At 61.9% G+C, this 12926-nt stretch carries 13 protein-coding genes; 8 read left to right on the top strand and 5 right to left on the bottom strand.

The genetic code is table 11. The features are described 5' to 3' along the window. Position 1: 1 nt before the first annotated feature. Together cydB and AC3WJP_RS14560 are read left to right on the top strand one after the other, a co-directional pair. A complete protein-coding gene (cydB, locus tag AC3WJP_RS14555) occupies positions 2-1009 on the top strand; it encodes a cytochrome d ubiquinol oxidase subunit II (RefSeq protein ID WP_493723857.1) in 1008 nt (335 codons plus the stop codon). 56 nt (positions 1010-1065) lie between these two features. Beyond that, positions 1066-1239 carry a DUF2474 domain-containing protein gene (locus AC3WJP_RS14560; RefSeq protein ID WP_493723856.1) on the top strand — a complete coding sequence of 58 codons (174 nt, stop codon included), beginning with the start codon at positions 1066-1068 and terminating at the stop codon, positions 1237-1239. Positions 1240-1418: 179 nt separating this feature from the next. On the opposite strand, the gene AC3WJP_RS14565 is transcribed toward AC3WJP_RS14560, so the two are convergent. Beyond that, positions 1419-2543: a methyltransferase gene (locus AC3WJP_RS14565; protein ID WP_493722427.1), complete on the bottom strand. Its 1125-nt coding sequence runs from the start codon at positions 2541-2543 to the stop codon at positions 1419-1421. Positions 2544-2685: 142 nt separating this feature from the next. On the opposite strand from AC3WJP_RS14565, the gene AC3WJP_RS14570 reads away from it, so the two are divergent. Then, entirely contained in the window at positions 2686-3462 is a 777-nt protein-coding gene (locus AC3WJP_RS14570) for a ferredoxin--NADP reductase (protein ID WP_493722428.1), read from the top strand. Between the two features lie 103 nt (positions 3463-3565). Here AC3WJP_RS14570 and mscL read toward each other — a convergent pair whose 3' ends face one another. Then, on the bottom strand, positions 3566-4012 hold the full coding sequence (gene mscL, locus AC3WJP_RS14575; protein ID WP_493722429.1) for a large-conductance mechanosensitive channel protein MscL: 447 nt from the start codon (positions 4010-4012) through the stop codon (positions 3566-3568). Positions 4013-4260: 248 nt separating this feature from the next. On the opposite strand from mscL, the gene radA reads away from it, so the two are divergent. After that, complete coding sequence (gene radA, locus AC3WJP_RS14580) at positions 4261-5628, top strand: DNA repair protein RadA (RefSeq protein ID WP_493722430.1); 1368 nt, start codon at positions 4261-4263, stop codon at positions 5626-5628. A 48-nt stretch (positions 5629-5676) separates the two neighbouring features. Here radA and AC3WJP_RS14585 read toward each other — a convergent pair whose 3' ends face one another. Further along, on the bottom strand, positions 5677-6600 hold the full coding sequence (locus AC3WJP_RS14585; RefSeq protein WP_493722431.1) for a carbohydrate binding domain-containing protein: 924 nt from the start codon (positions 6598-6600) through the stop codon (positions 5677-5679). A gap of 145 nt (positions 6601-6745) precedes the next feature. Here AC3WJP_RS14585 and AC3WJP_RS14590 point away from each other — a divergent pair, with 145 nt between their 5' ends. Further along, positions 6746-7432 (top strand): HAD-IA family hydrolase, encoded by a 687-nt coding sequence (locus tag AC3WJP_RS14590; RefSeq protein ID WP_493722432.1) that lies wholly within the window; start codon positions 6746-6748, stop codon positions 7430-7432. Between the two features lie 106 nt (positions 7433-7538). On the opposite strand, the gene AC3WJP_RS14595 is transcribed toward AC3WJP_RS14590, so the two are convergent. Then, positions 7539-7907, bottom strand: a complete 369-nt coding sequence (locus tag AC3WJP_RS14595) for a PilZ domain-containing protein (RefSeq protein ID WP_493722433.1) — start codon at positions 7905-7907, stop codon at positions 7539-7541. A 192-nt stretch (positions 7908-8099) separates the two neighbouring features. Between AC3WJP_RS14595 and AC3WJP_RS14600 the strand changes: the two genes are divergently transcribed. From AC3WJP_RS14600 to yjiA, 3 genes are all read left to right on the top strand, one after another. Beyond that, complete coding sequence (locus tag AC3WJP_RS14600) at positions 8100-10166, top strand: carbon starvation CstA family protein (protein ID WP_493722434.1); 2067 nt, start codon at positions 8100-8102, stop codon at positions 10164-10166. Positions 10167-10184: 18 nt separating this feature from the next. After that, complete coding sequence (locus AC3WJP_RS14605) at positions 10185-10382, top strand: YbdD/YjiX family protein (RefSeq protein ID WP_493722435.1); 198 nt, start codon at positions 10185-10187, stop codon at positions 10380-10382. 139 nt (positions 10383-10521) lie between these two features. Then, the gene (yjiA, locus tag AC3WJP_RS14610) at positions 10522-11487 is read left to right on the top strand and encodes a GTPase (protein WP_493722436.1); all 966 of its coding nucleotides are present in this window, start codon (positions 10522-10524) and stop codon (positions 11485-11487) included. A 160-nt stretch (positions 11488-11647) separates the two neighbouring features. Here yjiA and glyA read toward each other — a convergent pair whose 3' ends face one another. Then, entirely contained in the window at positions 11648-12898 is a 1251-nt protein-coding gene (glyA, locus tag AC3WJP_RS14615; protein ID WP_493722437.1) for a serine hydroxymethyltransferase, read from the bottom strand. Between the last annotated feature and the right edge of the window lie 28 nt (positions 12899-12926).

Raw genomic sequence — 12926 nt, forward strand, 5'->3', positions numbered from 1 at the left:
CATGGGTATTGATCTTCCACTGATCTGGGCCGTGATCATCATCTTCGGCGTCATGATGTACGTGGTCATGGACGGCTTCGACCTGGGGATTGGCATTCTCTTCCCCTTCTTCAAGGACAGCAAAGACCGCGACGTGGCGATGAACACCGTGGCGCCGGTCTGGGACGGTAACGAGACCTGGCTGGTGCTGGGTGGCGCAGGCCTGTTCGGTGCCTTCCCGCTGGCCTATTCGGTGGTGCTCTCGGCGCTGTATCTGCCGCTGATCTTCATGCTCGTGGGCCTGATCTTCCGCGGCGTGGCGTTCGAGTTCCGCTTCAAGGCCAAAGAAGACAAGCAGCACATCTGGGACAAGGCCTTCATCGGCGGTTCGCTGGTAGCGACCTTCTTCCAGGGCGTGGCGCTGGGGGCGTTCATCGACGGTATCCCGGTGGTCGACCGGCATTACGCCGGCGGTGGCCTGGACTGGCTGACACCCTTCAGCGTGTTCTGTGGCCTGGCCCTGATCGTCGCTTATGCACTGCTGGGTTGCACCTGGCTGATCATGAAGACCCAAGGCGGTCTGCAGCAGATCATGCACAACCTGGCGCGGCCGTTGACCTTGCTGCTGCTGGCGGTGACTGCGGTAGTGAGTATCTGGACACCGATGTCGCATCCGGAAATCGCGACCCGCTGGTTCAGCACGCCGAACCTGTTCTGGTTCCTGCCGGTACCGATCCTGGTGCTGGTGGCGGTGTATGGCCTGCTGCGCGCCGTGGCGCGTAACGCCCACTACACACCGTTCCTGCTGACCCTGCTGCTGGTGTTCCTGGGTTACACGGGGTTGGGCATCAGCCTGTGGCCGCACATCGTGCCGCCGTCGCTGAGCATCTGGGATGCCGCTTCGCCGCCCAAGAGCCAGGGATTCATTCTGGTCGGCACCCTGTTCATCCTGCCGTTCATCCTGGGCTACACCTTCTGGAGCTACTACGTGTTCCGCGGCAAGGTGACGCCTGAAGACGGTTACCACTAGTCGTCCGTCAGACGCCCGGGTCCTGGAGACTCGGGCGTTCTTTTAGGAGATGAGTCATGGTTCACAAAGACGTTGTTACCAATGAGCAAGCCAGCGAAACCGTCCAGTCGCCCTGGTACAAGCGCGTTGGCTGGCTGGTGTTGATCTATGTCGGTAGTGTGGTCGCCCTGGGGCTGTTCGCCATGCTGATCCGTCTGTTCATGACGGCGGCGGGGATGAAATCCCACTGAGATGTGTCGACTGTACTGGCCCCTTCGCGGGCAAGCCCTGCTCCCACGGGGATGAGGGACTGTGGTGGGGTTGACTGTACTGGCCCCTTCGCGGGCAACCCCTGCTCCTACGGGGATAAGGGTCTGTGGGAGCAGGGCTTGCCCGCGAAGGGGCCCGCACAGACACCCCACATCCGATCCTACTTACGTGCCTTCAGCACCACGAACTTGGGCGTCGCCGCCACCTGCTCCACCCCTCTGAACAACCGCGCCAGCTTGCTGTGATAGCCCAGGTGCCGGTTGCCGACGATATACAACGCCCCGCCCACCACCAGCGCTTCGCGCGCCTGCTGGAACATCCGCCACGCCAGAAAATCCCCCACCACCTGCTGCTGGTGGAACGGCGGATTGCACAGCACCACATCCAGTGAGTCACCCGGCTGCGTTGCCAGACCGTCATCGGCGCGCACCGTCACCGGGCGCTCGCCCAGTGCGGCTCGCCAGTTCTCGGCCGCCGACTGCACCGCCATGTAGGACTCATCCACCAGGCTGTATTGCGCCTGCGGGTTGGCCAGGGCGCTGGCGATGGCCAGCACGCCGTTGCCGCAACCCAGGTCCGCCACCCGGGCATCCCCCAGATTGCCCGGCAAATGCGGCAGGAAGGCGCGGGTGCCGATGTCCAGGCCCTCGCGGCAGAACACGTTGGCGTGATTGCGCAGTTCGATGGCCGGCGCATCGAGGCAGTAGCGCGTGGGGTAGGGCGAGACGGCGACCGGCCGCGGCTGCGCGGTAGCGATCAGCAAGCGGGCTTTCTTGATCGCCAGCGACGCCTGCATCGTGCCGATGTAGCGCTCCAGCAGATCACCGGCCGCCCGCGGCAGATGCTTGACCATCGCCGCCGCGATGACCTGGGCGCCGGGTGCCAGGTGGCCTTGCAGACGAATCAGTTGTTCCTCGAGCAGGGCCAGGGTTTTCGGCACGCGGATCAGCACCCGGTCGAACGGGCCCTGCCAAGGCGCGCTGGCTGGCAGAAAGGTGACCGAATCGAACGGCTGGTGATTGCGCGTCAGGTTCTTTTCCAGCGCCAGGTGGCCCAGGTAGGAATCGCCACTGCTGATCAGTTGGCACTGCCCGCTGAGGCTCACCGCCAGGGCGCCGAAACTGTCGTTGAGCACCAGCACCCGCGCGCTGGCCGGCAGTTGCTGATCGGCCAGGTGATTGAGCAGGTACTCATCGGCGGCGTCGAACGCCTGCAGCGGTTGGTCCGGCTGGTCGGGCTGGCGGATCAGATCAAGCTGGGCATAGGCGGTTTTGAGCAGGGGCATGGCAGGCGGACACGAAAGCGGCGGAGGGCAGTGATTCTACGGGGTTTTTCCGGGGCCTGCTGGAGATGACATTACAAACCGCCGGTGTTTATCTGCCGCAGTTTGCGGGAAACTGTCGCCCATCAGTTCAATGGAGCGCGTCATGTCCGCCAGCGCAGAGAAATTTACCCGTCAGACCATCACCCACGTCGAGCCGCTGACCCCCAGCCTGTTTATCCTGCGCACCAGCCGCGATGCCGGGTTTCGCTTCGTGGCCGGGCAGTTCGCACGCCTGGGAGTGACCAAGGCCGATGGCACGGTGGTGTGGCGGGCCTATTCGATGGTGTCGTCGCCCCATGACGAGTTTCTCGAGTTCCTTTCCATCGTGGTGCCGGGCGGCGAATTCACCAGCGAACTGAGTCGCTTGCAGGTGGGCGACGAATTGCTGGTGGAGCGCCAGGCGACGGGCTATCTGACGCTTGATCGATTCGTCGACGGTCGCGACCTGTGGATGCTGTCGACCGGGACCGGCGTGGCGCCGTTTCTGTCGATCCTGCAGGACTTCGAAGTGTGGGAAAGATTCGAGCGGATCATTCTGGTGTACAGCGTGCGCGAAGGCCGCGAGCTGGCGTATCAGGAACTGATCGCCGGGTTGGAGTCACGCGAGTATCTGGCGGATTACCGAGGCAAGTTGAGGTTCATCGGCACGGTCAGCCGCGAGGATTATCCCGATACGCTGCGCGGCAGGATCACCGGGCTGATCGAGAATGGCGAACTGGAAGCCAAGGCCGGGGTGGCCCTGACGCCGGAGCATTCGCGGGTGATGATCTGCGGCAACCCGCAGATGATCGACGATACCCGCAAGCTGCTCAAGGCTCGCGACATGAATCTGAGCCTCAGCCGCCGACCGGGTCAGGTGGCGGTCGAGAATTACTGGTAGGCATCAACTCTGTAGCGAGGGGGCTTGCCCCCGATACGTCGGATCAGCCACCGCAGTGATCGGGGGCAAGCCCCCTCGCTACAGGCGGCAAGTGCCTATGAGTTCAAACCAACCGATCAGGCGCCGCAGCAGCCGGAATCGCCTTAGCATTCTGATCCTTGAGCAGATCGCGGATCTCGCCCAACAGCACTTCCTCCTTGCTCGGGGTGGGTGGCAGGGTCGGGGCTTTGGCCTCTTCGCGCTTGAGGCGGTTGATCGCCTTGACGCCCATGAAGATGGCGAACGCAACGATGATGAAGTCGACTACCGTCTGGATGAATTTGCCGTAGGCCAGTACCACGGCCGGGGCATTGCCCTCTGCCGCGCGCAACGTGATGGCCAAGTTGCTGAAGTCAACGCCACCAATCAATAACCCCAGCGGCGGCATGATCACATCGCCGACGAAGGAGGAGACAATCTTGCCGAATGCGGCGCCGATGATGATACCAACGGCCATGTCGACTACATTGCCCTTGACCGCAAAGGCCTTGAATTCACTTAGCACGCTCATTGAGATATTCCTTGTTACAGATGAGGTTGGTCAGCGCAGTGTAATTCAGCCTTGTTTCATGCTCTACGCCCGTTTTTAGTGACACAGGTTATTGCGAGAAGTTTTGTCGAATCTCAGCCTAGACGCATTCGCGCAGCCTGCGGCGAAGTTTCATTCGCCTGTTTTTGCACGCCTCTGTCCCGTGGGTGAGGACGCCCACAGGCAGTGACAGGCGCGCTATCATGGCGGCTTTTGCGGCAGGAGTTTCCATGGCCAAGGCCAAGCGCATGTATGGCTGCACCGAGTGCGGCGCCACCTTCCCGAAATGGGCCGGGCAGTGCGGTGAGTGCGGGGCCTGGAACACTCTGGTAGAAACCGTGCTTGACCAGACCTCCGCCGCGCCCCCCAGCGGGCGCACCGGCTGGGCGGGCCAGCAGGCACAGATCCGCACCCTGGCGGAAGTCAGCGTCGAGGAGATCCCGCGCTTCTCTACCGCCTCTGCCGAACTCGACCGCGTGTTGGGCGGCGGCCTGGTCGATGGCTCGGTGGTGCTGATCGGTGGCGATCCCGGCATCGGCAAGTCGACCATCCTGTTGCAGACCCTGTGCAACATCGCCACACGCATGCCGGCGCTGTACGTCACCGGTGAGGAATCCCAGCAGCAGGTGGCCATGCGTGCCCGGCGTCTGGGCTTGCCGCAGGACAAGCTGCGGGTCATGACCGAAACCTGCATCGAAGCCATCATCGCCACGGCCAAGGTCGAGCGACCCAAGGTGATGGTGATCGACTCGATCCAGACGATCTTCACCGAGCAGTTGCAGTCTGCTCCCGGCGGCGTCTCCCAGGTGCGCGAGAGTGCGGCGCTGCTGGTGCGCTATGCCAAGCAGAGCGGTACGGCGATCTTCCTGGTGGGCCATGTCACCAAGGAAGGCGCGCTGGCCGGGCCGCGAGTGCTGGAGCACATGGTCGATACCGTGCTGTATTTCGAGGGCGAATCCGATGGCCGCTTGCGCCTGTTGCGGGCGGTGAAGAATCGCTTCGGCGCGGTCAACGAGCTGGGCGTGTTCGGCATGACCGATCGCGGGCTCAAGGAAGTCTCCAATCCTTCGGCGATTTTTCTTACACGCGCGCAGGAAGAGGTCCCGGGCAGCGTGGTCATGGCGACATGGGAAGGGACTCGGCCGATGCTGGTGGAAGTGCAGGCGCTGGTGGACGACAGTCATCTGGCCAACCCGCGTCGCGTCACCCTCGGTCTGGACCAGAATCGTCTGGCCATGTTGCTGGCGGTGCTGCATCGCCATGGCGGCATTCCCACTCATGATCAAGACGTGTTCCTCAATGTGGTGGGCGGCGTGAAGGTGCTCGAGACCGCCTCTGACCTGGCGCTGCTGGCGGCGATCATGTCCAGCCTGCGCAACCGGCCCTTGGCCAACGACTTGCTGGTGTTCGGCGAGGTCGGCCTGTCCGGCGAAGTGCGGCCGGTGCCCAGCGGCCAGGAACGCCTCAAGGAAGCCGCCAAACACGGCTTCAAACGCGCCATCGTGCCCAAGGCCAACGCTCCCAAGGAGAATCCGCCGGGGTTGCAGGTGATTGCCGTGACGCGGCTGGAACAGGCGCTGGATGCGCTGTTCGAATAAGCCTCGTTCGAATGGGCTGGCGCGGGGCAGGCGGACTTCTGCTGGCCCTCACCATTTTTCCACGATGCGCAGGTTGTTCAGGCTGTAATCGTTACCTCGTCCTGTGCCGACATGGCTTCTGATCGACAAGCGGGTGTTGGCCGTGGCGACGAAATCACGGGAGTAGGTGCCCCATTGTTCTATTTGCGGGGTAAATCGGGCTCCCAGTTCTTGCCCATCCTGGGTCAGCGAGAGAATGGGCGGTACTGGGTGGCCGATGTTATAGATGGCTTCGACGCTGAACGTGTAAAGCGTGCCAGGTGTGAGATCGGTGAACGTGCGCGTGAGCACATCGCCCGCATTGACGTCGGTGTCGTCGCCGAACGTTTCGAAATGCAATACCGTCCCGCGATTGAATTGGCCTTTGCGGAACACCGCGGTCTGGGTCGCTGTGGTGGGATGCCAAAGCCCCCAGGTGCCATCGTTGAAGTCGGTAAGATCCTCCTCGCGGCCGTAAACGTGAATGTCGTCCAGGTAAAAATTGCCGAAGCCTTGGGTAAATTCCTCGCCGACACTGACGAAATCGATCTTCACGGTGTCGGACTTGGCCTCGAACTGCCCTTCATATTCGATGAAATACATCCGCACCAGCGGTTCGCCCTCGATGATGACGGCATCACCGTACATGACTCTCAGGTACGGCAGATTTTGTGAAACGTTGGGAATATGTGCGCTTTTTCGGGCGCGATAGCTCATCCGGTAGGGTTCGCCCGGGACCAGCCCAGTGAAGGTTTTGCTGAGCACGACCCCTGTGTATTGCTTGTCGCTGTTGCCGAAGAGCACAGCACCCGCCGGCTCGTCCAGATCGATGATCGTGGCGTAGAAGGTATGTGGCTCGACGATCCAGCCATTGAAGTTTGCGTTAGTGAAGTCCGTCAGGTCATTGAGTGGCGGGATACGAATATCAATGGTGTTGCTGAGCGGCTGGATCATGATGGCAGTTCCACGGTGTGATTCCGGCGGAGTATGAGCGCGGGGTATCAACGGAAACACTCACAGAACTCATAGTTGTTCCGAATCCGGGACTCGCCTAAGCTGGTGATTTTTTCGGGGCGATGGCTCCTGAGGGTTGAGTCGTATGAGTGCAGTTGTCCCGCAATTCGGGCCGGTCAAGGCGGTGATCTTCGATATGGACGGGCTGCTGCTCGATACCGAAGGCGTTTACACCGAAGTCACGCAGATCATTGCCGATCGCTACGGCCGCACCTTCGATTGGAGCATCAAGCAGAACACCATCGGCCTGGGCGCCGGCGATCTGTCGAGGTACATCGTCAGCGCGCTGGATCTCCCGCTCAGTCCCGAGGAGTTCATGGAGGCCCGAGCGCCGTTGATGTACGAGCGTTTCCCCAAGGCAGGGGCCATGCCGGGCGCCGAGGCGTTGGTGCGGCATCTCAAGGCCAATGGTATTCCGGTGGCGGTCGGCACCAGCTCTTCGCTGCACTATTTCGACCTGAAGATTACCCGCCATCGTGAGTGGTTCGCGCTGTTCGATACCATCGTCACCGCGGACGACCCGCAGGTCGGCGCCGCCAAGCCCGCGCCGGACATCTTCCTGGTTGCCGCCGAGCGCCTGGGCGTGGACCCGGCCGACTGCCTGGTGTTCGAGGATTCACCCTTCGGCATCACGGCCGCCAAGGCCGCCGGCATGTTCGCCCTGGCAGTGCCCGACTCGGCGATGCCCGCAAGTAAATACACTCATGCCGATGGCTTGTTACCGAGTCTGGAGGCGTTTGTGCCAGCTGCCTGGGGATTGCCGGCGCGTTAACGGGAGATGTGAGGCTTGGCGGTCATTTCCAGTCCCAAGGCTTTCATGACCGTCAGATAGGCGGCGGGGTCGAACTCGGCAAAGGTGTCAGTCATGGTTTGCTAAGTCAAACCGCCAGCAACGCCTTGAGCTCCCGTTCGAGCTCCGCCTCATCACCGAGATTGAGCTCGACCAGGCGGCGCAGGTGGCTGATCGAGTCCACATCTATATGGCTGCAATGAAAGCCAAGCTGGCCGTGGTCGTCGTGCACCAACTCGACTTCCATCACCACCGGGGTGTCGTCGTTGAGGTGGATGCTCGCGGTAAAGCGCGCTTGCGGATCCCCCTCCCAAGGCTGCGGCTTTTCGATCAGCAAGCCTTTGAGTGAAAGGTCCAGCAACTTCACCGGCCAGCTGCTGCCAGCCTGGCTAAGCTCGGTCTTGGCGTCGAAGGCAATGCGTACGAAGCGCCGACGTTCGGCGTGGGTGTCAGTCATGATCGATCCCTCCTGGGTTGCCTGACTATAGCTCAGCGCGTCGAAGGCGATGGCGAACCGGTCGACAATCCATGCATCGACCCCGGTAAAAAAACACGCAACGCCTCTAGGACGAACGTGGGGGTGCTCTTTGGCGCAACTCTGGCTAAACTCGAATAGCTGGTTTCCGTATCCCCTAGCTGGAACTAAAAAATGAAAAATAATAATAGTCTGCTACGCCATCTGCCATGGCTCGTAGTGGCGGTCATAGGAGCTGGCGCATTGGGTGTGGTTGCCCTGCGCCGCGGTGAGCCGATCAACGCGCTGTGGATCGTGGTGGCGTCTGTCGCGATCTACCTGATCGCTTACCGTTACTACAGTCTGTTCATTGCCACCAAGGTGATGCGACTCGACCCCAGTCGCGCCACGCCCGCGGTGGTCAACAATGACGGGCTAGATTACGTACCTACCAACAAACACATTCTGTTCGGCCATCACTTTGCCGCAATCGCTGGCGCGGGCCCGCTGGTGGGTCCGGTACTGGCGGCGCAGATGGGCTATCTGCCAGGCACCCTGTGGCTGATCGCCGGGGTAGTGCTGGCGGGGGCAGTGCAGGACTTCATGGTGCTGTTCCTCTCCACCCGTCGCAATGGCCGCTCGCTGGGTGACATGGTGCGCGAGGAAATGGGCCGCATCCCTGGCACCATCGCACTATTTGGCTGTTTTTTGATCATGATCATCATCCTCGCGGTGCTGGCTTTGATCGTGGTCAAGGCGCTGGCCGAGAGCCCTTGGGGCATCTTCACGGTCATGGCGACCATCCCGATCGCGATGTTCATGGGCGTGTACATGCGTTACATCCGCCCGGGTCGGATTGGTGAAATATCCCTGATCGGCGTGGTGCTGCTGCTGGCCTCCATCTGGGCCGGCGGTCAGATCGCTGCGGATCCGGTGTGGGCCAAGGCGTTCACCTTCACCGGCATCCAGATCACCTGGATGCTCATCGGCTACGGTTTCGTCGCTGCGGTACTGCCGGTGTGGCTGATCCTCGCGCCACGGGATTACCTGTCGACCTTTCTGAAAATCGGCACCATCATCGCCTTGGCCATCGGCATCCTGGTGACCATGCCCGAGCTGAAAATGCCGGCGCTGACGCAGTTCACCGACGGCACCGGGCCGGTCTGGAAAGGCACGCTGTTTCCCTTCCTGTTCATCACCATCGCCTGCGGCGCGGTGTCGGGCTTCCATGCGCTGATCTCGTCGGGTACTACGCCAAAACTACTGGATAACGAAGTCAACGCGCGCTATATCGGCTACGGCGGCATGCTCATGGAGTCGTTCGTGGCGATCATGGCCATGGTTGCCGCTTCGGTAATCGAGCCTGGCGTGTATTTCGCCATGAACAGCCCCGCGGCAGTGGTCGGTGGGGATGTGGTGGCCGTTGCAACCGCAGTCAGCAACTGGGGTTTCACCATTACCCCTGAAGCCTTGCAGGCCGTCGCCCATGACATCGGCGAGACCACCATCCTCGCCCGTGCTGGCGGTGCGCCAACGCTGGCGGTCGGTATCGCGCAGATCCTCCATCAGGTGCTGCCGGGTCAGAACACCATGGCGTTCTGGTACCACTTCGCAATCCTGTTCGAGGCGCTGTTCATTCTCACCGCAGTCGATGCCGGCACCCGCGCGGGCCGCTTCATGCTGCAGGACTTGCTAGGCTCCTTCGTGCCCGCGCTCAAGCGTACCGAGTCGTGGGGCGCCAACGTGCTCGCCACGGCCATTTGCGTGGCGTTGTGGGGCTACCTGCTGTATCAAGGCGTCATCGATCCGCTGGGCGGCATCAACACCCTGTGGCCGCTGTTCGGTATCTCCAACCAGATGCTCGCCGGTATCGCCCTGATGCTCGGTGCGGTAGTCCTGGTGAAAATGAAGCGTCAGCGTTATGTATGGGTGCCACTGGTGCCGGCCGTCTGGCTGCTGATCTGCACCTCCACCGCGGGCTTCATCAAGCTGTTCGACGCCAGCCCGGCGGTAGGCTTCCTGGCGCTGGCGAAGAAGTACAGCGATGCGCTGGCGGCCGGTCAAGTGATAGCACCGGCCAAGAGCATCGAGCAGATGCAGCACGTGATCTTCAACGCGTACACCAACGCGACCTTGACCGCACTGTTCCTGTTCGTGGTGTTCGCGATTCTGTTCTTCGCCATCAAGGTCGGCGTTGCGGCCTGGGGCAAGAAGGAACGCACCGACAAGGAGGCGCCATTTCAGGCGCAGCCCAATGTGTGATCAACCGAGGGTAGCGCCATGTTCAACGACCTGAGCCGACTGGGTAAGTACCTGGGCCAGGCTGCGCGCCTGATGGTGGGGATGCCGGACTACGACAATTACGTCGCGCACATGCAGACCGAACATCCGGACAAGCCGATGATGAGCTACGAGGCGTTCTTCCGGGAGCGTCAGGAAGCGCGTTACGGCGGCAAGGGCGGGCCGAAGTGTTGTTGATGCGCCGCTGAACCTGTAGCGAGTGGGCTTGCCCCCGATTGTGGATTCTCAGTCACCTCGATGTGCCTGATACGCCGTGATCGGGGCAAGCCCCCTCGCTACATAAGCGATACACATTTTTTGCAGTTGGAGGCAGCGTTTGACCCTTCCCATCCCCATCCCCGTCACCGTGCTCAGCGGCTTCCTGGGCGCCGGCAAGACCACCTTGCTACGCTACCTGCTGCGCGCCGAACACGGGTTGAAAATCGCCGTGATCGAAAACGAATTCAGTGAAACCAGCATCGACAGCCAATTGCTGGGCGACGAGCCCGTGCAAGTCATGACCCTCGCCAACGGCTGCGTCTGCTGCACCATCCATACCGACCTGACCAAGGCCCTGTATCTGTTGCTCGAACGCCTCGACAGCGGCGCCATCGCCTTCGATCGCCTGGTGATCGAATGCACTGGCCTGGCCGATCCCGCGCCAGTGGCGCAGACGTTCTTCATCGACGAGGAGCTGCGCGAGCGCTACATCCTGGACGGCATCATCACCCTGGTCGATGCCGCCAACGCCGATACCCATCTGGCGCAGACCATCGCCCAGGCGCAGGTCGGTTTTGCCGATCGCCTGCTGTTGAGCAAGACCGATCTGGTCAGCGCTGATGCGGTCGATGCCCTGAGCGCGCGCCTGACCCGTATCAATCGGCGGGCGCCGATCCGCATCGTCAAGCAGGGCGAGATCGACCTCGCCGAGTTGGTGGATGTGCGCGGCTTCAACCTCAACGCCGACCTGGGCGGTGGCCTGAGCTTGCGCCCGGTGGTCGGCGCCTCCACGGATCGCATCTCGAGCCTGGTCCTGCGCACCGACAAGCCGCTGAACATCGACCGCCTCAGCGACTTCATGAACGAGCTGCTGGAAACTCATGGCAAGCAGCTGCTGCGCTACAAAGGCGTGCTGAATATCGAAGGCGAGTCTCGTCGGCTGGTGTTTCAGGGCGTACTGAAGCTCTACGGCTTCGACTGGGACAGCGAGTGGGGCGCGGATGAGCAGCGCGAAAGCGTGATGGTGTTCATCGCCGATGAGCTGCCGGAGCAGGCGATTCGCGAGGGGTTCGACGCGTTGTAATTGCTGGTGACTGTCCCGACGCCTTCGCCGGCAAGCCGTGCTCCCACCCTGTGGGAGCAGAGCTTGCTCGCGAAGGGGCCAGTCCTGTTGGCAATCACTTCCAGCCATCCAATAAAAAGCCCGGCTCACTGAGCCGGGCTTTTTCACCTCATCAACGCAATCAGCCGTAAACCGGCAGCTTGGCGCAGATGGCCTTGACCTTCTCGCGAACGGCGTCTATCACCGCTTCGTTGTTCAGGTCCGCCAGGATGTCGCAGATCCAGCCGGCCAGTTCCTTGCACTCGGCCTCCTTGAAGCCACGGGTGGTGACGGCCGGGGTGCCGAAGCGCAGGCCCGAGGTCACGAACGGCGAGCGAGGATCGTTCGGCACGGAGTTCTTGTTGACGGTGATGAAGGCGCGACCCAGGGCAGCGTCGGCGTCTTTGCCAGAGATGTCCTGCTTGATCAGCGACAGCAGGAACAGGTGGTTCTGCGTACCGCCCGACACCACGTCGAAACCGCGCTCGATGAACACGCCGGCCATGGCCTGGGCGTTCTTCACCACTTGCTGCTGGTATTCCTTGAACTCAGGCTGCAGCGCTTCCTTGAAGCAGATCGCCTTGGCCGCGATGACGTGCTCCAGTGGGCCGCCCTGGGCGCCCGGGAAGACTGCCGAATTGAGTTTCTTCTCGATGTCGGCGTTGGCACGGGCCAGGATCAGGCCGCCACGTGGACCGCGCAGGGTCTTGTGGGTAGTGGTGGTCACGACGTCGGCGAATGGCACCGGGTTCGGGTACACGCCTGCGGCGACCAGACCGGCCACGTGAGCCATATCGACGAACAGGTAGGCACCGACCTTGTCGGCGATTTCACGGAAGCGCGGGAAGTCGAGGATCTGCGAGTAAGCAGAGAAACCCGCCACGATCATCTTCGGCTTGTGCTCGACCGCCAGGCGCTCGACTTCGTCGTAGTCGATCAGGCCGTTGGCATCGATGCCGTACTGAATGGCGTTGTACAGCTTGCCCGACGAGCTGACGCTTGCGCCGTGGGTCAGGTGACCGCCGTGGGCCAGGCTCATGCCCAGAATGGTGTCGCCCGCTTGCAGCAGGGCCAGGTAGACCGCCGAGTTGGCTTGCGAGCCAGCGTGCGGCTGGACGTTGGCGTAATCGGCGCCGAACAGTTGCTTGGCGCGATCGATGGCGAGTTGCTCGACCACGTCGACGAACTCGCAGCCGCCGTAGTAACGCTTGCCTGGGTAGCCTTCAGCGTACTTGTTGGTCAGCACCGAGCCTTGGGCTTCCATGACAGCCGGGCTGGTGTAGTTTTCGGAAGCGATCAGCTCGATGTGCTCTTCCTGGCGCTGGGCTTCTTGCTCCATGGCGGCAAAGAGATCGGCGTCGTACTTGGCAATTGTCAAATCACGGCGGAACATGGCGGTCCTCGAGGATCGGTCAGAAAAG

Source organism: Pseudomonas sp. GW821-FHT01A09, from assembly GCF_058986725.1.

What these genes read in the sequence shown, in the direction of transcription:
- cydB (WP_493723857.1), top strand. Translation starts at nt 2, where the DNA reads ATGGGTATTGATCTTCCACTGATCTGGGCCGTGATCATCATCTTCGGC.
- AC3WJP_RS14560 (WP_493723856.1), top strand. Translation starts at nt 1,066, where the DNA reads ATGGTTCACAAAGACGTTGTTACCAATGAGCAAGCCAGCGAAACCGTC.
- AC3WJP_RS14565 (WP_493722427.1), bottom strand. Translation starts at nt 2,543, where the DNA reads ATGCCCCTGCTCAAAACCGCCTATGCCCAGCTTGATCTGATCCGCCAG.
- AC3WJP_RS14570 (WP_493722428.1), top strand. Translation starts at nt 2,686, where the DNA reads ATGTCCGCCAGCGCAGAGAAATTTACCCGTCAGACCATCACCCACGTC.
- mscL (WP_493722429.1), bottom strand. Translation starts at nt 4,012, where the DNA reads ATGAGCGTGCTAAGTGAATTCAAGGCCTTTGCGGTCAAGGGCAATGTA.
- radA (WP_493722430.1), top strand. Translation starts at nt 4,261, where the DNA reads ATGGCCAAGGCCAAGCGCATGTATGGCTGCACCGAGTGCGGCGCCACC.
- AC3WJP_RS14585 (WP_493722431.1), bottom strand. Translation starts at nt 6,600, where the DNA reads ATGATCCAGCCGCTCAGCAACACCATTGATATTCGTATCCCGCCACTC.
- AC3WJP_RS14590 (WP_493722432.1), top strand. Translation starts at nt 6,746, where the DNA reads ATGAGTGCAGTTGTCCCGCAATTCGGGCCGGTCAAGGCGGTGATCTTC.
- AC3WJP_RS14595 (WP_493722433.1), bottom strand. Translation starts at nt 7,907, where the DNA reads ATGACTGACACCCACGCCGAACGTCGGCGCTTCGTACGCATTGCCTTC.
- AC3WJP_RS14600 (WP_493722434.1), top strand. Translation starts at nt 8,100, where the DNA reads ATGAAAAATAATAATAGTCTGCTACGCCATCTGCCATGGCTCGTAGTG.
- AC3WJP_RS14605 (WP_493722435.1), top strand. Translation starts at nt 10,185, where the DNA reads ATGTTCAACGACCTGAGCCGACTGGGTAAGTACCTGGGCCAGGCTGCG.
- glyA (WP_493722437.1), bottom strand. Translation starts at nt 12,898, where the DNA reads ATGTTCCGCCGTGATTTGACAATTGCCAAGTACGACGCCGATCTCTTT.